This window comes from Caballeronia sp. LZ034LL, assembly GCF_031451215.1.
Classification (GTDB): Bacteria; Pseudomonadota; Gammaproteobacteria; order Burkholderiales; family Burkholderiaceae; genus Caballeronia.
The window spans coordinates 857665-879324 of sequence record NZ_JARUXR010000001.1; the positions used below are offsets into that span (position 1 = coordinate 857665).

Consider the following 21660-nt stretch of genomic DNA (forward strand, 5'->3'; position numbering starts at 1 on the left):
CGCATCAAGCTGAAGCTAAAAGGGCTGAGTCCTGTGATGTACAGAACTCAGCCCTCACGGCCCTAGCCTAAAACTGTCCAACTTTGCGGGGTCAGTTCAGCCGCCTCGTGCGGCTTTTTTTATCAACTCAGCTGCAAAAGCGAAGCGGCTACTGCAGTTGCGAGCGGAAGAGGTTGAGTAAAAGAGATTCTGATTCAGAGAGTCAAAGTAACGCAGACGGGGGCAAGTCTTGATGCCGGAAGGAGGCGGAATGAAGCAGGATCTAGCAGCAAGTGCTGCGAAGGCGATGCCTGTAGTTGGTGGAAATTATTGGCTGTGGCTCAGCAGCCATGACATCAATTGGTGGGTGGCCGTCGCAACGCTTGCGTACATCGGAGCTAGCTTCGTATTCGCGTTGAGAAAAGACCGCCGTGCGCGGAGGGCAATGGCTCGCGACTAGTTTGAACGTGCACGTCGTCAACGTTCGGACCCGATAAGGCATCCGGGCATCTTCGTTTCTGGAGCACCGAATGGCTATTGTGGAACAGAGGGGGGTAGTAGCGTTGGTGGGAGCCAGCGTCGCTGTAGTTCTATACTGCATTGTGCCGCGATTTGAGGGCGTTTCTCCTCACGGATACGTGGATCCGGCGGGCGTCGCAACAAAGTGTAGTGGCGATACGCAGGATGTTGTCGTCGGAAAGCAATACACCACCGGCGAGTGTCAGACATCATTGAACGAAGCGCTACGCACGCATGCTACGGATGTGCTTAGATGTACCCCTGGACTGAAAGGTCATCCGAATTAACTTGCGGCTGCTGTGAGCTTTGCCTATAACATCGGCGGGCGAGCTTACTGTAACAGTACGACCGCGAAGCGGTTCAATTCTCACGACTGGCGAGGCGCCTGCCGCGCGATGAATCAGGCGGACGACGGAAGAGCGCAATGGATTACTTCTCACGGTAGGGTGCTACCTGGTCTGGTGAGGCGTCGCGCTGAGGAACGCGCTCTCTGCGAACTAAATTTGTGACGAGGCGTGTCCATTGAAACAGTTGGACAGACGTCGTGTTCCCATTGTGAGATTTCGCGAAGAGCCTGCTCAGTCCGGTGTCTTTGCGTGCTTTACCGGCATTATGTACTGTGCATGCGGTATGCCCGAATTCGTTTCGGGTTGAAGTAGGACGGACTTGGTCAGGGCCCCAGCGGTTGAATTTGGAAGCTGCAATGACTCGCCTGCGTCCAAGTACGGCTTCGCAAGAACAACCACCCTTCTGGTGGGGAGCAACTCCAGGAACGGGGAAATCCGCACTTGGTCGTCGGTTGGATTCGTAATTCGAAGCGTCCCGTTTTCCTCCCGGAATAGTAGCTTGGTCCATGGCTCTGTGTTTCCTTTTAACTCGGCTGGTCCCGAGGAGAGCGTGGTTGGGATTGTTCCAGCACTTGACCAAAGAGTTGAACTGATAGACTGGGATCTCGCTTCGGAAGATCGTGTGTTCTCACGAGGTGCGAGAGATATGACGTCGACACTCAACGGCTTGGCTTCGGGTGAACATCGTTTGGAGCGATTGCATTTAGCAATTTGATAAAAACTATGATCGATATAGCGATTGCTGTGGACGGGCGCCTGTCCGAGAAGAAGCCATGTCAAGATGGTTGATATGAGATCGTCGGTTGTCATTCTTATAGCGTTGAGAGCCAAAGCAACTAAGGTAAGAGATAGCGCAGACAACATCAATCAGACGCTTTACCGACATGAGTCGGACATGTACTAAAGAGCGTCTTTTCGGTCTGGTCGTGCTACGGCCCGCGCGTTTTAGGTTGCCATTTTTGAAAAGGGAGGAGAAGGATGTTCGTGAGCCCTGCATGTCGATTGCGGCGGTTCTCGAAGCCTTAGATTGTTCATGTGTTCTCACGTCATATCGGGACTTGTTGCCGGTGCCGTTGGCCTTGTAATCGGAGGCACTATCATTCACGCAGCTGATGGTGTACAGCTTGCGAAGGAGGAAGCTGTTCATGCACGCGACAGTGAAGCGTGCGCGCAAAAGATCAAGACTTATTCGGAGGGCGTTGCGAGGGCAGTCACGGATTCGATCGCCACCCACAACGCGGCAGTTGCTCGTATTGACGCACTCGATAAGCAACTTCACGCTGAAAAGACACTCCATGACGTGGAAAATGCTAAGAATCGTGCCGCTATCGCTGATGGCATTCGCCGGCTGCGCGTTGCAGCCGCGAGTTTGCCCGCCTCAAATCATATCGACGCCTCGAATCCAAGTTCCGCCACCGGCGTCCTGGGCGATGGAACCAGTGCGCAAGCCGAGCTATCACCAGCAGTTGGAAGAGCTCTTTTCGCAATAGTGGATGACGCCGACGAAGACGCGCGCGCAAAAGCCGGATATCTGCAGCGCTATATCTGCGCGCTACAGCAGGAACAGATCATTGCTGGTAGCTGCAAAGACTCGGCTCTCCCGGAGTGACATCTTCCGGGATTGCTTGTTTTGGCGTTTTGACGAGGCTATGTTAGGTCGAATCACAAATCGCTGAGCAATGGCTCTGTGTTGTGCACGCTTTAACAGTTACGAGGCCCGATCGCTCTTCGTAAGAATTCGAACTTTATTGCCTCACTACGTGCGACCTGCACCGGCTTCATTCCCGCACCGTGGCCTCCTTCGTTTACTTCACGATACCAAACGTTGCTGTGTCCTTGCGCCTGCATTTTCGCCACCATCTTGCGGGCATGAGCCGGATGCACGCGGTCATCGCTTGTCGATGACGTGAAGAGCGCTGGAGGATATGCGACGTGTGCATCCACGTTCTGGTAAGGAGAATAGGATAATAGATAGCGAAGATCATTTTCGTCGTTCGGGTCGCCGTATTCGTCGATCCATGATGCGCCCTGCAGCAGCAAGTGAAACCGCGCCATATCGGTAAGTGGCACTTCCGACAGCACCGCGCCGAACAGATCGGGGCGCTGCACCATGCACACTGCGGTGAGCAAGCCGCCGTTGCTGCCGCCTCGAATCCCGAGTTGCTTCGGCGACGTGACGCCCGAGTCAATCAGCGCCTGCGCCACCGCGATGAAATCTTGAAATGACACTTGCCGGTTTTCGCGCAGCGCCGCCTGGTGCCACGCTGGTCCGAATTCGCCGCCGCCGCGAATATTGGCAACCGCGTACAGGCCGCCACGCTCCAGCCATGCGATACCCGTGGTCGCCTCGTATCGCGGTTCGAGCACGACTTCGAAGCCGCCGTATCCATAAAGAAGGCAGGGCCGTGGGGCGGTGTTCCTCTCGATATCCTGACCGATCAGCCAGTAAGGAATACGCTCGCCGTCTTGCGCAATAGCGTGACGGCGCACGACTGACATGCCGTTCGCGTCGAATTGAGCGGGCAATCGCGCTAGCGGCTGCCATGGCGCGTCGTTGGCCAGATCGGCATAATAAAGCGTCGGAGGAGTGAGGAAATGTTCGACTAGAATAAGGACTGTGTCGTCGCGTTCACTGTCGATTGCACTCACCCATGTTGGGTTTGCTTCTGGCATGGGAAAACTGTGCCGCTGCCAGGAGGAGTTAAAAGAAAATGGTGGGCGCATGATCGTCACATGCGACCTACCATTCTCCATCTCAGAGACAATCAACCAGTTTTTGGTGTGATCGATTCCTGCGAGCACCCGACTATTGGAGGGCGTAAACAGCGCTGAAAAGTCTCGTGCCCCAGCAAGGAAAGCGTCTCGTCGGATGACAATTAGCGACCCTGCCTCATGGCGTCTCCCACCAACTGTCCATTGCTTACGCAGTGTTACCAGAAGCCAGCCGTCCCAATAGTCAGTTTCAGCATGCGTTGGCAGGTCATATTGCATCCAACGACCTACGGTCTCATCAAACCAAAAGTGCATCGTGTCGTAGAACGTCGTGGTACGCAATGCAGAATCCAACTTTGCGATTGGATCATGGAAGGCTAGCGCAACCATATCGCTCTCCGCGCCTTCGAATACCACGGGTGCATGGGCGAGATGCGTACCGCGGGTCCAGAGGCGCGATTGCCGGGGTAACCCCGACGTTGTCACAGCGCCATTAGTATTGATAAGGCTATCGTCCCAACCGACGTAGACAGCGTCGCGGTTGATCCATGAAATGATGTGCTTTCCGACGTTGAGCACGTTGAAGCCGTCGTCTATGAACTGCTTTGTTTCAATATCGAACTCACGCACTATGCATGCGTCGGACCCCCCGGGAGAGATTCTGATCAACGCACGCTCATAGTTCGGATACAGCAAGGCGTAACTACTCATCGTCCAATGGATGTCATCCTTCTTGGATACGTTTAGGTCAAGCGCGCCGACATCCAAGATGGTTTCCCATTCCGGTCTACCAGCAAGCCATGCAGACCAGGCCGTGCGTCGTAGAATGCCCAGAGGATGCTCGTCGTCCTTCCATGTGTTGTAGGCCCAATCGCCATAGCGCCCGCACATAACAATCCGGCCCTGCGACGTATAAGCCCGTTCGAGTCGCGCTGTGAGTGCGCGCGCGTCAGGTGACTCGCCGAAATCGGCTTCAGTGCGGGAAGTCTGGGCTTGAATCCAAGCCTGTGCGCACGGATCGGTGCACGACTCCAGTCCTATGAAAGGATCGGGATCTCTGGACCGCGGCCGGACGAGACCGTCGCAATGGCTTTTATTCAAGGTCATCATTGAGGAAGATTCTAAGGTTCTTTTGGAGTCCAGCCGGCGACTCGGAGACAGCGTTAACTTCAGTGAGCGCTGCGCATTTAAGTGTCACTGCCGTGCAGTCGATTTGCCGGCGACTTCCCAGTTAAGGTCGGCTAGACAGTTCTCTTTTGGGTCAGCGCCGTGCCGTCATTTGAAGGTTCGAAGCCTAAAATGTTCGGCTGCTAGCCACGGTCGCAGCTGCAGATCGACCGACGATGTAGGAATACCGGTCGATGTTTCGACGGAAATACGAATTGCGGATGGCGTTACGCCCAACGCGACTCCACGGCAGAGCTGCCACGACTGCGGTGCGATGTAACGTTGCGGAAGCACAAAAGTCCGGCGGCAGGGAACCAAGGCGACGACCGGCGAAAGAAAGGCGATATGTGCGCTACGATTTTCGATAATCACGTCGCCAAATTTGTTCATCGAAGCACAAAGCGATTCGCATGGGTGGTCTTCCGGTGTTAATCCTGCCGGCCGAACCAGCAAGGGAATGGATGTTTCTGCCTCTTGCGTGGCAGCGTTGGCGTAGGACTGGAACCATTCGAAACGCGCTCGGAACAACTGTTCGGTTTCGGCGTCTGCCGTAAGCAGAATGTATTCGACTGCTGCAGACTCTCCACTTTGCAACTCCATCATGAGTGGCGTGACCATGACGGAGGTCGTCTGCGTTTCGGGGAATCGTTGAATTGACGGTAGAAGTACTATTGCAGAATCGCCCACGTTTTGGACGGCCAATTTCGCCTGCTTTGAGTTCGTATCGATGGTAATGGAGCGCGCGCCGATGGCTAGAGAGTTAAACAGCGCGGCACTTTCGCTATTTTGACTCGAGATCGTGTTTTCCTTATTTGACACCGTCTTCCCTCTATCCAAGAAAAGCTTCTTTCCGCGATGAAGTCTAGAAATAATCGATCGTGATTTGGAAATCAGCGATTGGGTCGACATATAATTTCCCTCCCTCGTTTGTGTTTCTCATTAGCTGCCGCAGCCTGTGTTGCGCTGTGCCTAGGTAGTTTGGCTTGGTCTTGGAGCAGAAACAATCGGACCGATCGCGCTATCGACTCGAATGTGTCCGACGCGATACCAGCACGAAGTCAGTCCGATTGCAGTTTCCCGGGCAGTATCGCCACGCTCGACGGTAAATTCGTACGAGTCAGATTGAGGGCAGCCGCTCATTCATTTAATCTGACTGGCTTTCGTCTGTAGGGTGACGTGCGATGCTCTGCGGTATACATCGACGCTTCATGGGTTGGCTATAAATGTGTATAAAGGTTATCTCTGCTGAAAGCCACCCGCTGACAGCGCTTGGAATCGAAGCTCTCATTCAGCGCTACAAGGGAATGCACTTAGTGGCTGCTGTGCGAACAAGTAAAGAATTACCAACCGTCGTGTCGACTCACGATTTCCACGTGGTAATTACAGATCAGGAGGCGGCGTGTGAGACAGTTGAAGGGTCGTTCAGACCATTGCTGAAAATAATCCTGGAAGACCATCCCGCAGTCGGGGTGGTCCTCCATTCCTGCATCCGTAATCCAGCATATGTTTCGACTCTAGCGCAACTAGGCGTTCATGCGATTCTAGACAAAGAGGACATAATCGAATTCCTGCCGGTCGCTATACTGGCCGCTTACGCAAAAGCTAACTATATATCTCCTAAATTAGCGAGTTTCGCGAGTGCGCCAGCTTCAGCCGCTGATGTCAGACCGTTGTCTCGATGCGAAATAAATGTGCTGAAGTCGGTCTTGGCGGGATTGTCGGTGAAGGAGATATCACTGACTCTATACAGATCGAAACAGACAGTGAGCACGCACAAAAAGAACGCAATGCGGAAACTGCAAGTTAGCTCTGACGCAGAATTATTTCGGGCTTTTTCAGAGCGAGACTTTGCGATTGTTGAGTTGGGATCGTCTTATATGAGTAATTCTGTAAAATGCAACTAGAAAGCCGTGCGACTGTGCCTGAAAGCTGCAGGATATTGAATTTATTGGCAATTGGCCTTATCGTTATTCTGATAATGTCTGGTTGTACGAATTTGCGCGAGGAGAACTATCAGGCGTTTAAAGTAGGTTCTGAAGCATCGCCGACAAATGCTGTTGGAGAAATAGAGGTGTATCGAGCTGAGGATCTTTCAAGTCGAGTCAAGGAGTTCTTGGCGCACGGCTACGTCGTTGTAGGTGTTACCGCTTTGGTCAAACGCGACGAGAGTAATGACCGCGACGAGATAACCCGCTTCGGAAAGGATAACGACGCCAACATCGTGATTATGTGGGACGTACCTGCCAAAGATTCAAGCAGAGTTATACCCTCTGGCCTTCCACCGCAATTTTGTCGGTTCGCAGGTAGCCAGTGTGGTGCAACTAGCATGCTCTGGGCAAATCGCGCCTATGTATATGTCGCAATGGCCAAAGCGTCTCACGACAGGAACACGGAGCCACTGGCTCGTCAAGAACCTGCCATGTCTGACACGGCTCTTCGTGCGGGACGGGCGAGGGCGTCCTAACTGACTAGGTATCCACCGACCGCGGTTTCATCAGGGTCCCGCATCGATCTTGAGGCGGCCCTTTTTTGCGATGTCGGCGACACTTAAGTTCGTATAGCGCTTCAAGTTACGCCAGTCCTTGTGACCGGTGACGGCCGCAACTTCGGGAATGTCCCAGCCTGCCTCGAAGAGAGCGCTCGTGGCTTCATGCCGAAGATCATGTAGCCGAAGACCGACTATTCCCTTCGCGTCGCAAGCTTGCTTGAAGTATTTGCTCGCAGTGCTCTTGTTGAAGCGAAAAATAAACTCATTCTTGTGCGGCGGTAGGCTTGGGTCTGCAGCCCGCCTAATCGCGTAGTCTTCTGGGACTGGATAGCGCGGCTGCCTTGTGATGATCTCGAATGAATTGCCGATGAGCGGGACCCATTCATTGTTGCCAACCTTCTGCCTCGGATGTTTTCGGTCTCGTACAAGCGCCAAGTGCCTCTCGGTGTCGATGTCGTCCCAGCGTAGGGAGAACAATTCCCCGCGGCGGAAAGCGCACTGTATGGCGATTCGCAGAAGATCTGGCATGGCTTGCTCACGCTCAGGGTGTTCGGCAAACCAAGCCAGAATTTGTTCGATCTCCCCGTTGGAAGGACGGCGATCGCGCTTTTTTCCTGGTCCGATCAAGTCCAAATGGTGCAGGGCAGGCCGCGCAGTGCCGACTGCGTCGGGTAAAACAATGTCCAGGAGGGAAGCGGTGTGACGCATCACTGTGCCGAGCTTCGACAGGTCCATGTCGATCGTGTAACCGCCAGCACCGCCCGCTTTGCGCGCTTGAGCGAACTTGACGATACGCTGCGTGTTGAGCTGCGTTGTTAAGCAGTCACCGAACGCATCGGCAAGTCGTTGCAGAATATAGTCCTCATTCGACTTTGGTTTGACTACGCGGCCAGACTCGGCACGGGCCTCGCGATATTTGCTGATCAACTCGTCGACGGTGACCGCGTGCGCGTCGATCGCAGTTTGCCCCTTGTCGATCGCCGTTTCCTGTTCACGCGCCCATGCTTGGGCTGCGCTTTTGGTCTTGAAGGTCTTTGTTATACTCTGCCCGCGACGGCGCACTTGGGCGCGCCAGCGGCTACCAATTTGCAAGATTGAAGCCACTCGTTGTCTCCGAGGTTGTAGCAGTGCCAGATCAGTGAAACAGCTCTTCGGTGAAATTCGTAGCAAAATTGTAGCAAGCGAAGCGGTACATTGGTTCAAACTGCGTGTCACGGTGCTTCATTTAGGGTGAAGGCGAAAGGCCGGAGACGCAGGCGGGGAAAGGGCGGAGGCTGGTTGAGCGGTCTTCTGGTGCTTCCCACTGCAAGTACTATCTCCCCGTAGTTCAATGGATAGAACGAGTGCCTCCTAAGCGCTAGATGCAGGTTCGATTCCTGCCGGGGGGACCACGGCCCTCTCATGCATTCCGGATGAATTCGCCATCCGCGTCGCCCATCTCCCGCTGTCGAGCGGGACGACATTCGCCATTCCAGCATTCCCCCTCATTACCAGGCGCGCTTCAGCACGCTCCCGCGTTGTTTTCCCTTCGTCGTTGCAACGATCTCCACACTCGTGCCTCGCGCCTGAATGGTGCGAGCGTTTAAGAATCGTCCTAGATTCATCTCAAGAAAATTCTTATAAAGTCCTACAAATTCCTGACGAATGCTGTCAGATGAATTTCAAAAACACACGTTGATCCCGGCGCCCAACGCTGGCGATCGCTTCGTCAAGATCAATCAGGACAAAGAATGAAAAAGAATGTGCTCACACTCGTCGTCATGCTGAGCGGCGCCGCTTGCGGTGCGGCTCATGCCTCTGGCGGCACGTTGACGATCAACGGCCAGCTCACGGCCAGCACCTGCCAGATCAGCGGCAACGGCGGAACCGGTGACGACACCGTCCCGCTGCCGACCATCGCGGCATCGGACTTCACTGAAGCCGGGCGTTCCGGCGGCAACACGTCGTTCAACCTCGCGTTGACCAATTGCACACCGGACACGGGCAACGTGCATGCCTTCTGGGAGAGCGGCGCCAACACGCTGCCCAACGGCAATCTCAAGAACACCGGGACGGCGACCAACGTCGAAGTCCAGCTGGTCGACGTCAACAACGGCACGAAGGTGATCGACGTGAGCAAGACCGACGGCGCGCAGAACGCGCAAAACGTCGCGATCGCAGGCGGCCGGGCGACGCTCCGGTACGCGGCCCAGTACGTCACGCCCGCAGGCGGCGCGACGGCCGGCACGGTGAGCACGGTCGTGACCTACTCGATGTCGTATCAGTGACCGGCTCCAGCCGGGCCTCGGAGACAAGCCAGATGACGTTCCGACGACGAGCCCGCGAGCCCGCGTTCATCGGCCTGCTTGTGTCGGTCTGGCTGGTGCTGACGCTGACGGCGTTTCCGGCATGCGCGTCCGTCGTCATCGCGGGTACGCGGGTGGTCTATCCGGCCGCGGAGCAGGAGGTGACGCTCAGGCTGTCGAATGTCGGCAAGTCGCCGGCGCTTGCCCAGGTGTGGCTCGACGAGGGTGATCCGAAAGTCGATCCGAGCCTGCTCAATCTGCCGTTCATGCTGACGCCGGCGCTCGCGCGCCTCGACCCGGGCAAGGCGCAGACGGTCCGCATCGTCTACACCGGTGAGCCGATGCCGCCGGATCGCGAGAGCCTACTGTGGTTCAACCTGCTCGAAGTGCCGCCCAGTCCGGCCGAAGCCGTGACCGGCCCCAACTACGTGCAGCTCGCCTTCCGCACCCGGCTCAAGTTCTTCTTCCGCCCGGCGGGCCTGGCGGGCCGGGTCGAAGACGCGCCGGACGCGCTCGAGTGGCGCATCGTCACGGAAGGCGGCAAGTCTGCTCTGCGGGTTTCGAATCCGTCGAGCTACTACGTGACGATCATTTCGGCCCGCGTCGGCGGGAGCGATCCGGCCGCGCGCTTCGATGCCGGCGACATGGTCGCGCCCGGCGGCGCGGTCTCGCTGCCGCTGTCGGCCACGCCCGCGCCGGGTGGCAACGTGTCCTTCACCACGCTCGATGACTACGGCGCGCCGGTGAAGCACGAAGCGTCGCTCAAGTAGCACGCGGCCGGCGGGACCGGATGGTCTCCCATCCGCCGCCGCGCCGGTCTTCGGATTACCGCATTCGGTTCCATCAACCCTCGCACCCCGATGCCGGAGCGTTCTCGCTGCGGCAGGGGGCGCTTTCGCCTGTTCGCCGGGCATTCATGAAGAAGAATCGCTGCTCGAGGCCGCGTGCGTCCAACCCCGACTTCCTGTCGCTGAACCCGGCCGGCGTCGCGGTGTTGCTGGCGGTCGTCGCCACGAATGCCGATGCGGACAGCACGGCGCTCGCGCCGCCCCCCGAGACGGTGCGCTTCAACGCACGCTTCCTGAGCGGCAGCGCGGCGGCGCAACTCGATATCAGCCGCTTCGACCGCGGCAATCTCGTCGCGGCGGGCACGTATCGCGCGGAACTGAACGTGAACCAGACCTGGATCGGCACGTCCGATGTCACCTTGCGCGAAGTGAACGGCCCCGGCACGGCTGCGCAGCCGCTCTTCGACCGCGCGCTGCTGACGCGTATCGGCGTGGATCTCACGAAGCTGGGCGATGCCGCGCACGCGACGCTCGACACCGCGAAGTCCGCCGTGCTGCCCGAGCTGATACCCGGCGCGAGCGCCGTGTTCGACATGGGCGAACAGCGCCTCGACGTCAGCGTTCCGCAGGCGTGGATGAGCCGCACCGCGCGCGGCTGGATCGATCCGAAGTTCTGGGACGACGGCGTCCCGGCCGCGCTCGTGCAGTACAGCGGCAATGTGTATCGCTCGAACGGCAACGGCGTGTCGAACACGCAGAGCTATCTCGGCGTGAATGCCGGTGTGAACCTCGGTCCGTGGCGCTTTCGCTATGGCGGCAACCTCACCAGTGCGACCGGCGCGGGCGTGCGCGGCCAAAGTATCCAGGGCAATGCGCAGCGCTCCATCGTGCGGCTGAAGAGCCAGTTCACGCTCGGCGACACCTACACGGACGGCTCGGTCTTCGATTCGTTCGGCCTGCGCGGCGTGCAGATCGGCACTGACGACCGGATGTATCCCGAGTCGCAACGCGGCTATGCGCCGACCGTTCGCGGCATCGCCAACACGAACGCCCGGGTGCAGGTCACGCAGCGCGGCAACCTGATCTACGAGACCACGGTGGCGCCGGGGCCGTTCGAGATCGACGATCTCTACGCGACGGGCTACGGCGGCGACCTGCAAGTCACGGTGACCGAAGCGGACGGCAGCCGGCACACGTCGCTGCTGCCCTATGCCGCGCCTGTCAACGCGCTGCGCGAAGGACGCTGGCGCTACAGCGTCGCTGCGGGCCAGTACCGCAACACCAGCGGGAGCAACACGCCGTTCGTGTTGCAGGGCAATCTCCAGCACGGCCTCAATCGGTTCATGACGCTCTACGGCGGGACGATCGTGTCTTCGGGCTACTGGTCGGCGGCGGCGGGCGTGGCGCTCGACACGCCGGTCGGCGCGTTCGGCTTCGACGTGACCCAGGCGAACACGTCTCTGCCGAATGTGCCGCCGCGCGGCGGCCAGAGCCTGCGCGTGTCCTATTCGCGCAGCTTCACGCCGCTGCAAACCGATGTGACGCTCGCCGCGTACCGCTATTCGACGCAAGGCTTCCTGAGCTTCACGGATGCGATGACCCTGCGCGATGCCGCGACGTCGGGCAATGCGTCCGCGCTGACGGGTAGGCAGAAGGGACGTCTGCTGCTGACCGTGAACCAGAGCCTGTGGAAGTACGGCTCGATGTACCTGTCAGGTTCGACGCAGATCTACTGGAACCGCACCAGCCGCGACACGTCGTTCCAGGCCGGCTACAACACGTCGATCCGTCGCGTGGGGGTGAACGTCTCGGTGTCGCGGGAACTCGATTCGAGCACGTCCCGCTGGGGCACGCGTTTCATGGTGAGTCTCTCCGTGCCGCTGAGTCTCGGCGCGAGCCACGCTCACTCGGTGACGAGCTTCACGCGCGATTCCCGCGACGGCAGCAGTCAGCTCCAGGCGTCCTTCACCGGCGCCGCCGGCGCGAACCATCGCCTGAACTATGGCGTCACGACGGGGCGGCAGTGGCGCGGCCCGCAGACGGACGACAGCATCAACGCGAATCTCGGCTTCCTGTCGCCGGCGGCGCAGATGCAGCTGAATGCCGGCCGCGCCAACGGTTATACGCAGGTGGGCGGCGGGCTGTCAGGGTCGATCGTCGCGTATGGCGACGGCGTCGTGTTTTCGCCGCAGAGCGGTGACACCTTCGCCGTGATCGAGGCCGACGACGCCACGGGCGCGAACGTATCGAGTTCGCCGGGCGTGCGCATCGACGGAAGCGGCCATGCGCTGATCGCGGGCTTGCAGCCGTACGCGCTTAACCAGGTGGGCATCGACGTGAAGGGACTGCCGATCGGCCTGCGCCTGAAGACCACGGAACAGCGCTTTGCCCCGACCGCCGGCTCGGTCGTGCGCGTGCAGTTCGACACGGAAGATCGCGGACCGGCGATGGTCGTGCGCCTCAGGCGCGCGGACGGCCAGCCGCTGCCGTTCGGCGCGGAAGTGCTGAATCCGCAGGGCGATGTCGTGGGCACGGTGGGGCAGGGCAGCCGCGCGCTGGTCTACGGCGGAACGGACGGCGACGAATGGATGGTGAAGTGGGGGGAAGGCGCCGACAGACAGTGCCGGGTGCGCGTCGCATGGCCGGCTGCATCGAAGGCGCAGACCCGGGCGATCGCGGCGTTCACGGAAGCGAGTTGCCGATGAGGTTGGCAGTCCCCACACGAGCAAGCAACAGGGAGATGGACATGATTGCGCAGCGCTTCAGCTTCAGACCGGCCGCATGGTTGCGGCTCATCGCACTGATGGCGGCGGGGATCGCCCGGACAGCGTCCGCGTGCGACCAGGACCCTTCCGCGACCTGCTACAGCTGCTGGCCTCCGCAGTCGCTCACGCTGCCCTCGGGCGTTTCGGTGGCGGCCGACCTGCCGCCCGGCGCGCTTCTGACGCAATGGGTCACGAGCCAGCTCGTGGAGTTCGTCTGCAGGCCGCAGAACAACACGGTGGGAATCGGCATGTATCTGAGCGGCGATGCGAGCGTGCGCACGGGCATCGAGGTTTCCTACAACGGCGCGAGCATTCCCGTGCTGGCCACTGGCGTTCCGGGCGTGGGTATCGCCATAGCCATGCAGTTCGAATCGGCCGACGGCTCCCGGACCGCATGGCAGGGTACACAGCGAGGCGGGCCGATGAATTACGACGCGTGGAGCCCGATGCTCGCCGGTCAGTCCGGGTCGAAGACGGTCGGCGCCCAGACGGCGATCGCCCTGGTCAAAACCGGCCCCCTCATGAGCAGCGCCTGGGTGAGGGGCAACCAGATCATGCTGTTGCAGCCTTATGTGGACGCCGTGGTTCCGCCGACCGTCGACATCTCGACGACCTCCATCATGTTCACGCCGATGACCTGCACGACGCCGGACCAGAGTGTCGACGTCGGCACGTTCTCGGCCTCCGATTTTCCGGCCGTCGGCTCGCTGTCGCCGCCGCAGGCGGGCAAGGGCATGTTGAACGTGCAGTTCCTCAACTGTCCCGGCGGATCTGACGACCCTGGCACGTCGACGGGCCTGATTCACTCCGTCACGTACACCATTTCTCCGCAATACGGCGAGGCCGTGAACAATGTCGCCGCCTTGCAGCCCGGCGCCGGCTCGGCGACCGGCATTGGCGTGCAGTTGCTCAATGCCGCCGGCAAGGTCGTGCCGTTGAACACGCCGCAGACGCTGAGCGGTTATAGCAGTCTCTTCGGCGGCACCTATCAGGTGCCGCTGACCGCGCGTTTCTACCGGACGGGCCCGGTCACGCCGGGCAACGCGAGCACGGTCATGACCATGACCGTGCTGTACCAATGACGGGCGCGTGCCCGCAAATTCCCGACGGAGCGTACCGAATGCGCGGCATCCGGCTCATGGCGGCAGTTTCGATGATGCTGTGCGCCCGCGCGGCGCTGGCAGGTTCGCAGGCCACCTTCAGTTTCTACGGCTCGATTCTCGCGCCGTCCTGCGTCCCTGATCCCGCAACGCTGCCGCAGGTCATCACGCTCGCCACCGTGCCGGTCGCGGAATTCGTCGCCACCACGAGCGGCGCGAAGGCGTTCGTCATCGAGCTGTCCGGCTGCCAGCCGCAGACGCCGGTGAGCATGTCCGTGAGCGGCACGATCGATACGTTTCCCACCGTGCTCAAGAACCTCAACGGCAGCGCGACGCAGGTGGGCGTGCAGCTGCTGCTGGCGAGCGGGCCGGGGGCGACCACCGGCACGCCCATTCCGGTCAATGGCGACGCCGTAGCGCTGGGCACCAGCGGCCCGACCGGCACGATGATCATCCCGCTGGTGGCGCAGTACTACCGCCTCGGCGCGTTGTCGGCGGGGACGGTCGGCGTGATGGCGACCGTGACCTTCACTTACAACTGAAGCCGCGGGAATTATTCAGGGTTTGAAACGAAGCGCGCCATTTCCACCCATAATGCGCATGTCCCGGCCACGCCCATCCGGCTCAAGCGCTCATGACGGAAATCCAGACCGCGGTGCTCGTCTTCGTGCTCCTGCTGGCCAGCACGGGGCTGGGCGCCATCGTGCGGCCGCTGTTGCCCGAGGAACACAAGGCGCAGGAAACGGTGCAGCTGCTCCAGTTGCTGGTCGGCATGCTGGTGACGTTTGCGGCGCTCGTACTCGGCTTGCTGACTGCCTCGGCGAAGACTGGCTTCGACACGACCAACAACGACATGCGCACCTATGCCACGGTGCTCATCGAGCTCGACCGCACGATGCGCGACTACGGTCACGATCTCGACGAAGCCCGCGCGCTGCTGCGCGCCTATACGGCGGCGGCGATCGCCAGCACCTGGCCCGACGAGCCGCATCCGCCGGGCGACTATCCGGCCATTGCGCCGACCCCCAAGAACGGCGATCTCGCGAGTTCCGAACTCGGCACGCTGCTCGGCCAGGCCCAGCACCGCGTGCGTCTGCTGCAGCCGGCCGACGCCTACCACCACGCGCTCGCCAACGAAAGCGCCGAGCGTTTCGAGCAGCTCATTGCGCTGCGCTGGAAGCTGATCGAGGAGGCGCACGGCACGCTGTCCTATCCGTTCGACCGCATCCTGGTGGGATGGCTGCTCATCATCTTCCTGTGCTTCGGCCTGATCGCGCCGCGCAACGCGCTCTCGCTGGTGACGATCATGCTCGGCGCGCTGTCGATCGCGTCCGCCGTGCTCGTGATCGTCGACCTCGACACGCCCTTCACCGGTCCGATCATGATCGCCAGCCAGCCGTTGCGCGACGCGCTCGCTTATCAAACTCACTGATGCTCTATACCGATCCGCGCCTGGTCGCGCTCTACGACGTCCTCAATCCGTTCGCCGCCGATACGGCGTTCTATCTGTCACTGGCCGATGGGGCCGCGCACGTCGTGGATCTCGGCTGCGGCACCGGGCTGCTCGCCTGCGAAATGGCGAAGCGCGGCGTGCGCGTGACCGGCATCGATCCGTCGCCGGAGATGCTGCGCGTGGCGCGGGCGCGTCCGGAAGGCGACCAGGTGACGTGGATCGAAGGCGACGCCGGGGCGCTGCCGTTCGTCGGCACGCCGGCGGATCTGCTGGTGATGACGGGGCACGTCGTGCAGGTGTTGCTCGACGACACCGCGTTGCTGGCGGCGCTGCAGGCCGCGCGGCGCGCGCTGCGTCCCGGCGGGCGCATCGCGTTCGAGAGCCGCCATCCGGCGGCGCGGGCATGGGAGGACTGGACGCCTGAGCGTTCGATGAAACGCATCGAGGCGCCCGGCGGCGGCACGGTCGAAGTCTGGCAGGAACGGCATGCGCAACCCGATCCGGCGTCGACCGGCCGCGTCGCGTTCACGACGCATTACCGGTTCTTGTCGACAACGGGTGGGGCGGATGGCGCGGAAACGCTCAGCGCCGAAAGCGAGTTGGGCTTCCGGACGGCCGATGCATTGACGGACTTGCTGAAGCGCGCGGGTTTTGCGCACATCGACTGGTATGGAGACTGGACGCGCGCGCCGCTGGATGAGACGAGCCGCGAGTTGATCGCGGTGGCGCGCTGACAGCACGTGCGCCGCGCCGAGCGCGCGGCGGCAACGATCAGAATTCGACGGCGACGAAATCCGCCTTGCCGACGTCGCACAGCGGGCAGCGCCAGTCGGCGGGAATGTCTTCGAAACGGGTTCCGGCCGCAATGCCTTCGTCGGGCAGGCCTTCTTCCTCGTTGTAGACCCAGCCACAGATCAGGCAGACCCAGCTTTTGAATGCGATGACTTCGCTCACGGCAGACTCTTGATTCAGAAAGAATGAACGGGCCGCACTGTACACGCCCGGCCGACCGGACGCTTGACTGCGCACCCGTGCGGCGAGCCGCATCTTACAGGAATCTGCGCTTTCGCCGTGCGGGCGCGACGGCGTGCCGCGGCGCTCAAGCTTTGCAGCGGTGCTTCGCAGTGGTCCCGATGTGAGGCCCGGGACGCCCGGTGTATGCTGCTGCGAGTTCCGGACGCCATCGACCGGTTTACCTTGCATGGAGAACACGATGCTGAAGAAGACACTGTTGGGTGCGGTGCTGTCGGGCGCGATGCTGATGTCCTTCACGAGCGCCGCGCAGGCGCAGGCGCGGGTCTATTTCGTCCAGCCGAAGGACGGCGCGACGGTCACGAGCCCGGTGCATGTGCAGTTCGGCGTCGACGGCATGTCGATTGCGCCCGCCGGCACGATGACCGAGGGCACCGGCCACCACCACGTGCTGGTCGACGGCAAGCCGCTGCCGAAAGGCACCGTGATTCCGGCGAACGATACCTCGCTGCATTACGGCAAGGGCCAGACCGAGGCCGACATCAAGCTGCCTCCCGGCGATCACACGCTGACGCTGCAGTTCGGCGACGGCGCGCATCGCTCGTACGGTCCGGAAATGAGCCAGACCATCAAGATCCACGTGCAGTAACCCGCGCAACGGCCGGCCGCGCCGTTGCGGTCGTCCGTTCGGCCAGCACCGGGGGCGCGCGACCCTCGCGCCCGGCACGCCCGGTACAATGGACGCTTCCCTTGATTGCCGGGCACGCCGGCAATCCTTCGCCATTCATCCGGTTTTCCCATGTCGCTTTATTCCATTTCGGACGCGCAGCTCGCGTTCGGCCACGTTGCATTGCTGGACCACGCCGACTTCTCGCTCGAAGCGGGCGAACGCGTCGGGCTGATTGGCCGCAATGGCGCGGGCAAGTCGTCGCTGCTCAAGATCGTCGCGGGCCTCGCCGCGCCCGATGACGGCCTCATCACGCGTCAGGGCGAGCTTTCCACGGTCTACGTGCCGCAGGAGCCCGAATTCGATCTCGACGCCACCGTGTTCGACATGGTGGCCTCGGGCCTCACGGAGGCACGCGCGCTGCTCGACGAGTTCGACGCCGTCACGCATGCGCTCGCCGACACGCCCGAAGGCGCCGAGCACGACACGCTGCTGTCGCGCATGAACGTGCTGCAGGCGGCGCTCGACACGCGCGATGCCTGGAACTGGCGTACCCGCGTGGCCACGACGCTCGCGCAGATCGGCCTCGATGGCGACGCCCGCACCGGCGCGCTGTCCGGCGGCATGAAGAAGCGCGTGGCGCTGGCGCGCGCGCTGGTGGTCCAGCCGGACGTGCTGCTGCTCGACGAACCCACCAACCATCTCGACTTCGAAGGCATCCGCTGGCTGGAGGAACTGCTCGTCACGCTGCGCTCGGGCCTGTTGTTCATCACCCACGACCGCGCGTTCCTCGACCGCGTGGCCACGCGCATCGTCGAACTGGATCGCGGGCGCTTGCTGTCGTATCCGGGCAATTTCAGCGCGTACCAGACGCGCAAGGCGCAACAGCTCGAAGTCGAGCAGGTCGAACAGGCGAAGTTCGACAAGCTGCTCGCGCAGGAAGAAGTGTGGATCCGCAAGGGCGTCGAGGCGCGCCGCACGCGCAGCGTCGGGCGCATTGCGCGGCTGGTCGAGATGCGCAATGAACGCGCCGAGCGCCGCAACGTGCAGGGCAACGTCAGGCTGGACGTCGGCCAGGGCGAGAAGTCGGGCAAGATCGTCGCCGAGCTGACCGAGGTGACCAAGCGCTATGGCGCGCGCACCATCGTCGACCAGTTCACGGCCACCGTCATGCGCGGCGACAAGATCGGCTTCGTCGGTCCGAACGGCGCGGGCAAGACCACGCTGCTCAAGCTGATCCTGGGCGAACTGCAGCCCGACGAAGGCCGCGTGCGCACCGGCACCAACATCCAGGCGGCGTACTTCGACCAGATGCGCGCCCAGCTCGATCTCGACAAGTCGCTCGCCGACACCATCAGCCCGGGCAGCGAATGGGTCGAGGTGAACGGCGTGAAGAAGCACGTGATGAGCTATCTCGGCGACTTCCTGTTCGCGCCGGAGCGCGCGCGTTCGCCGGTGCGTTCGCTGTCGGGCGGCGAGCGCAACCGCCTGCTGCTGGCGCGGCTGTTCGCGCGGCCCGCCAACGTGCTGGTGCTCGACGAACCCACCAACGACCTCGACATCCCCACGCTCGAACTGCTCGAGGAACTGCTCGCCGACTACGACGGCACCGTCCTGCTCGTGAGCCACGACCGCGCGTTCCTCGACAACGTCGTGACCTCGGTGTTCGCGGCGGAGGGCGGCGGTTTGTGGCGTGAATACGTCGGCGGCTTTTCCGATTGGCAGGTTCAGCGCGAACGTTCGGAGCGCATCGCGGAAGAGGCGGCGCGCCAGACGGCGAAGGAAGCGCCGAAGGATGAAACGCCGAAGGACAGCGCGGCAGGCCGCAATGCGCAGCGCACCGTGAAGCTGTCGTTCAAGGAGCAGCGCGAGCTGGAGGGGCTGCCGGCGCGCATCGCCGCCCTGGAAGAGGAGCAGAAGTCGATCGGCGCGCAGCTCGAGGACGGCTCGATCTTCGCGCGCGACGCGAAGGAAGGCGCGCGTTTGTCGGAGCGGCACGCGGCGATCGAAGACGAATTGCTCGTGGCGCTGGAGCGTTGGGAGGAACTGGAAGCAAAACGGAAGTGACGCGCTTGCCGGGCGTCCGCATCCGGCCTGAGCCCGTTTCACAGACCGCTTGACTGCCCCGCCAGCCGGGTGTTTTACGCTCCCGAGGTGGGCGCGGCGAGCGAAAACCGCTATTCTCCTAGCGCGGCACGGAGCGCCGGGCGGGTCGATACCCCGCCGCAGGCCGTTCCGGCCAGGCAATTTCATCAGCATTCGCCGGCATGCCGGGCGTCACGCGAGCGTCACGTTGCAGCAATTCCGCGCGCGCCCGAGTGCCGGATCAACGTTCAACTATGTCCACGAAAAAATCCAGCGCAATGGCGACAGGAACCGACCGAGGCAAGCGGCCTGTCATGCATGCCAAGGCAGCCGGTTACAGCGAAGCATCGATCAAGGTGCTCAAGGGCCTGGAACCGGTCAAGCAGCGGCCCGGCATGTACACGCGGACCGAGAATCCGCTGCACATCATTCAGGAAGTGATCGACAACGCCTCCGACGAGGCCTTGGGCGGCTACGGCAAGCAGATCACCGTCACCGTGCACAATGACAATTCCGTGTCCGTCGAAGACGATGGCCGCGGCATTCCGTTCGGCCTGCATCCGGAAGAAGGCGTGCCGGTCGTCGAGATCGTGTTCACGCGGCTGCACGCGGGCGGCAAGTTCGACAAGGCCGCAGGCGGCGCCTATACGTTCTCGGGCGGGCTGCACGGCGTCGGCGTGTCGGTGACGAATGCGCTCGCCACGCGTCTCGAAGTCACCGTCTGGCGCGACAACAAGATCGCGCAACTGGCGTTCGCCAATGGCGACGTCGTCGAGGAACTCACGACGCGCGCGGGCGAACGCGGCGCGAAGAAGAACGGCACACGCGTGCGCGCGTGGCCGAACCCGAAATATTTCGATTCGGCGAACCTGCCGCTCGGCGAACTGCAACGTCTGCTGCGCTCGAAGGCCGTGCTGTTGCCGGGCGTCGAAGTCGTGCTCGTCATCGAGAAGACCGGTGAGCGCCAGACCTGGAAGTACGAAGACGGCCTGCGCGGCTATCTGCTCGAAGGCATGGGCGGCAGCGAACTGCTGATTCCGCTTTTCGAAGGCGAACGCTTCGCCGAAAGCTCGAAGAACACCGAGGAAACCTTCGCGGAAGGCGAGGGCGCGTCGTGGGTCGTCGCGTGGAGCGAGGAAGGGCCGCTGCTGCGCGAATCCTATGTGAACCTGATTCCGACGCCCGCCGGCGGCACGCACGAATCCGGCCTGCGCGACGGCCTCTTTCAGGCCGTGAAGAACTTCGTCGAGATCCACAACCTCCAGCCGAAGGGCGTCAAGCTGCTCGCCGAAGACGTGTTCGCGCGCGTGTCCTTCGTGCTGTCGGCCAAGGTGCTCGACCCGCAGTTCCAAGGCCAGATCAAGGAACGTCTCAACAGCCGCGACGCCGTCAAGCTCGTGTCGTCGTTCTCGCGGCCCGCGCTCGAGTTGTGGCTCAACCAGCACGTCGAATTCGGCAAGAAGCTCGCGGAACTCGTGATCCGCCAGGCGCAGGCGCGCACCCGCGCCGGCCAGAAGGTCGAGAAGAAGAAGAGTTCAGGCGTCGCGGTGCTGCCCGGCAAGCTGACCGACTGCGAGTCCACGGATATCAGCCGCAACGAGATCTTCCTCGTCGAGGGCGATTCGGCGGGCGGCTCCGCGAAGATGGGCCGCGACAAGGAATTCCAGGCCATCCTGCCGTTGCGCGGCAAGGTGCTGAACACCTGGGAAACCGAGCGTGACCGGCTCTTCGCGAACAACGAAGTGCATGACATCGCGGTGGCCATCGGCGTGGATCCGCACGGTCCGGACGAGCAGGTCGACTTGTCGAATCTGCGCTACGGCAAGATCTGCATCCTGTCGGACGCGGACGTGGACGGCGCGCATATCCAGGTGCTGCTGCTCACGCTGTTCTTCAAGCATTTCCCGCAGCTGATCGAACGCGGCAATGTGTGCGTCGCGCGTCCGCCGCTGTTCCGTGTCGACGCCCCCGCGCGCGGCAAGAAGCCGGCGCAGAAGCTCTACGCGCTCGACGAAGGCGAACTCGAAGCGATTCTCGACAAGCTGCGCAAGGACGGCGTGCGCGAAACGGCGTGGACCATCAGCCGCTTCAAGGGCCTGGGCGAGATGAGCGCCGAGCAGCTCTGGGACACGACCATGAACCCCGACACGCGCCGCCTGCTGCCGATCGCGCTGGGCGATCTCGGCTTCGACCTCACGGTGTCGCGCATGACGATGCTGATGGGCAAGGGCGAAGCGGCATCGCGGCGCAGCTGGCTCGAAGAGAAGGGCAACGAGGTCGAAGCGGACATCTGAGCCTGCTCAGAACTCGACCTGAGATACGCATAACGGAAA

17 protein-coding genes, 1 tRNA gene and 1 pseudogene are annotated in these 21660 nt (G+C 61.6%); 15 read left to right on the forward strand and 4 right to left on the reverse strand.

The window, feature by feature from the left end:
* Window positions 1–509: 509 nt before the first annotated feature.
* Together QCE83_RS04005 and QCE83_RS04010 are read left to right on the forward strand one after the other, a co-directional pair.
* A pseudogene (locus tag QCE83_RS04005) lies at window positions 510–1007 on the forward strand (lysozyme).
* A gap of 871 nt (window positions 1008–1878) precedes the next feature.
* Window positions 1879–2454, forward strand: coding sequence for a lysis system i-spanin subunit Rz (locus QCE83_RS04010; RefSeq protein WP_309807759.1), 576 nt, complete (start codon window positions 1879–1881; stop codon window positions 2452–2454).
* A gap of 92 nt (window positions 2455–2546) precedes the next feature.
* Here the strand turns inward: QCE83_RS04010 and QCE83_RS04015 are convergent, their stop codons facing one another.
* Entirely contained in the window at window positions 2547–4667 is a 2121-nt protein-coding gene (locus QCE83_RS04015) for a prolyl oligopeptidase family serine peptidase (protein WP_309807761.1), read from the reverse strand.
* A gap of 165 nt (window positions 4668–4832) precedes the next feature.
* A complete protein-coding gene (locus QCE83_RS04020; RefSeq protein ID WP_309807762.1) occupies window positions 4833–5633 on the reverse strand; it encodes a fimbria/pilus periplasmic chaperone in 801 nt (266 codons plus the stop codon).
* Window positions 5634–6028: 395 nt separating this feature from the next.
* Between QCE83_RS04020 and QCE83_RS35110 the strand changes: the two genes are divergently transcribed.
* Window positions 6029–6628: a LuxR C-terminal-related transcriptional regulator gene (locus QCE83_RS35110; protein ID WP_404984719.1), complete on the forward strand. Its 600-nt coding sequence runs from the start codon at window positions 6029–6031 to the stop codon at window positions 6626–6628.
* Complete coding sequence (locus tag QCE83_RS04025) at window positions 6619–7188, forward strand: hypothetical protein (protein ID WP_309807763.1); 570 nt, start codon at window positions 6619–6621, stop codon at window positions 7186–7188. The genes QCE83_RS35110 and QCE83_RS04025 overlap by 10 nt, the downstream gene beginning before the upstream one ends.
* A gap of 30 nt (window positions 7189–7218) precedes the next feature.
* Here the strand turns inward: QCE83_RS04025 and QCE83_RS04030 are convergent, their stop codons facing one another.
* The gene (locus QCE83_RS04030) at window positions 7219–8316 is read right to left on the reverse strand and encodes a tyrosine-type recombinase/integrase (protein ID WP_309807764.1); all 1098 of its coding nucleotides are present in this window, start codon (window positions 8314–8316) and stop codon (window positions 7219–7221) included.
* A 212-nt stretch (window positions 8317–8528) separates the two neighbouring features.
* Between QCE83_RS04030 and QCE83_RS04035 the strand changes: the two genes are divergently transcribed.
* The 8 genes from QCE83_RS04035 (at window position 8529) to QCE83_RS04070 (ending at window position 16337) form a co-directional block, all read left to right on the forward strand.
* A tRNA-Arg gene (locus tag QCE83_RS04035) sits at window positions 8529–8603 on the forward strand.
* Window positions 8604–8942: 339 nt separating this feature from the next.
* Window positions 8943–9479, forward strand: a complete 537-nt coding sequence (locus tag QCE83_RS04040; RefSeq protein WP_309807765.1) for a fimbrial protein — start codon at window positions 8943–8945, stop codon at window positions 9477–9479.
* Between the two features lie 32 nt (window positions 9480–9511).
* On the forward strand, window positions 9512–10267 hold the full coding sequence (locus QCE83_RS04045) for a fimbria/pilus periplasmic chaperone (protein ID WP_309807767.1): 756 nt from the start codon (window positions 9512–9514) through the stop codon (window positions 10265–10267).
* Between the two features lie 146 nt (window positions 10268–10413).
* Window positions 10414–12990, forward strand: coding sequence for a fimbria/pilus outer membrane usher protein (locus QCE83_RS04050; RefSeq protein ID WP_309807768.1), 2577 nt, complete (start codon window positions 10414–10416; stop codon window positions 12988–12990).
* Between the two features lie 41 nt (window positions 12991–13031).
* Window positions 13032–14132 (forward strand): fimbrial protein, encoded by a 1101-nt coding sequence (locus QCE83_RS04055; protein WP_309807769.1) that lies wholly within the window; start codon window positions 13032–13034, stop codon window positions 14130–14132.
* A gap of 38 nt (window positions 14133–14170) precedes the next feature.
* On the forward strand, window positions 14171–14692 hold the full coding sequence (locus tag QCE83_RS04060; protein WP_309807770.1) for a fimbrial protein: 522 nt from the start codon (window positions 14171–14173) through the stop codon (window positions 14690–14692).
* Between the two features lie 92 nt (window positions 14693–14784).
* Window positions 14785–15582 carry a hypothetical protein gene (locus tag QCE83_RS04065; RefSeq protein ID WP_309807771.1) on the forward strand — a complete coding sequence of 266 codons (798 nt, stop codon included), beginning with the start codon at window positions 14785–14787 and terminating at the stop codon, window positions 15580–15582.
* Window positions 15582–16337, forward strand: coding sequence for a class I SAM-dependent methyltransferase (locus QCE83_RS04070; RefSeq protein WP_309807772.1), 756 nt, complete (start codon window positions 15582–15584; stop codon window positions 16335–16337). The genes QCE83_RS04065 and QCE83_RS04070 overlap by 1 nt, the downstream gene beginning before the upstream one ends.
* 37 nt (window positions 16338–16374) lie before the next feature.
* Here the strand turns inward: QCE83_RS04070 and QCE83_RS04075 are convergent, their stop codons facing one another.
* On the reverse strand, window positions 16375–16557 hold the full coding sequence (locus QCE83_RS04075; protein WP_309807773.1) for a rubredoxin: 183 nt from the start codon (window positions 16555–16557) through the stop codon (window positions 16375–16377).
* Window positions 16558–16816: 259 nt separating this feature from the next.
* Between QCE83_RS04075 and QCE83_RS04080 the strand changes: the two genes are divergently transcribed.
* From QCE83_RS04080 to QCE83_RS04090, 3 genes are all read left to right on the forward strand, one after another.
* Window positions 16817–17224, forward strand: a complete 408-nt coding sequence (locus tag QCE83_RS04080; RefSeq protein WP_309807774.1) for a DUF4399 domain-containing protein — start codon at window positions 16817–16819, stop codon at window positions 17222–17224.
* A 150-nt stretch (window positions 17225–17374) separates the two neighbouring features.
* Window positions 17375–19309: an ATP-binding cassette domain-containing protein gene (locus QCE83_RS04085; RefSeq protein WP_309807775.1), complete on the forward strand. Its 1935-nt coding sequence runs from the start codon at window positions 17375–17377 to the stop codon at window positions 19307–19309.
* 332 nt (window positions 19310–19641) lie between these two features.
* Window positions 19642–21621 carry a DNA topoisomerase IV subunit B gene (locus tag QCE83_RS04090; RefSeq protein ID WP_309807776.1) on the forward strand — a complete coding sequence of 660 codons (1980 nt, stop codon included), beginning with the start codon at window positions 19642–19644 and terminating at the stop codon, window positions 21619–21621.
* The last annotated feature ends 39 nt before the right edge of the window (window positions 21622–21660 follow it).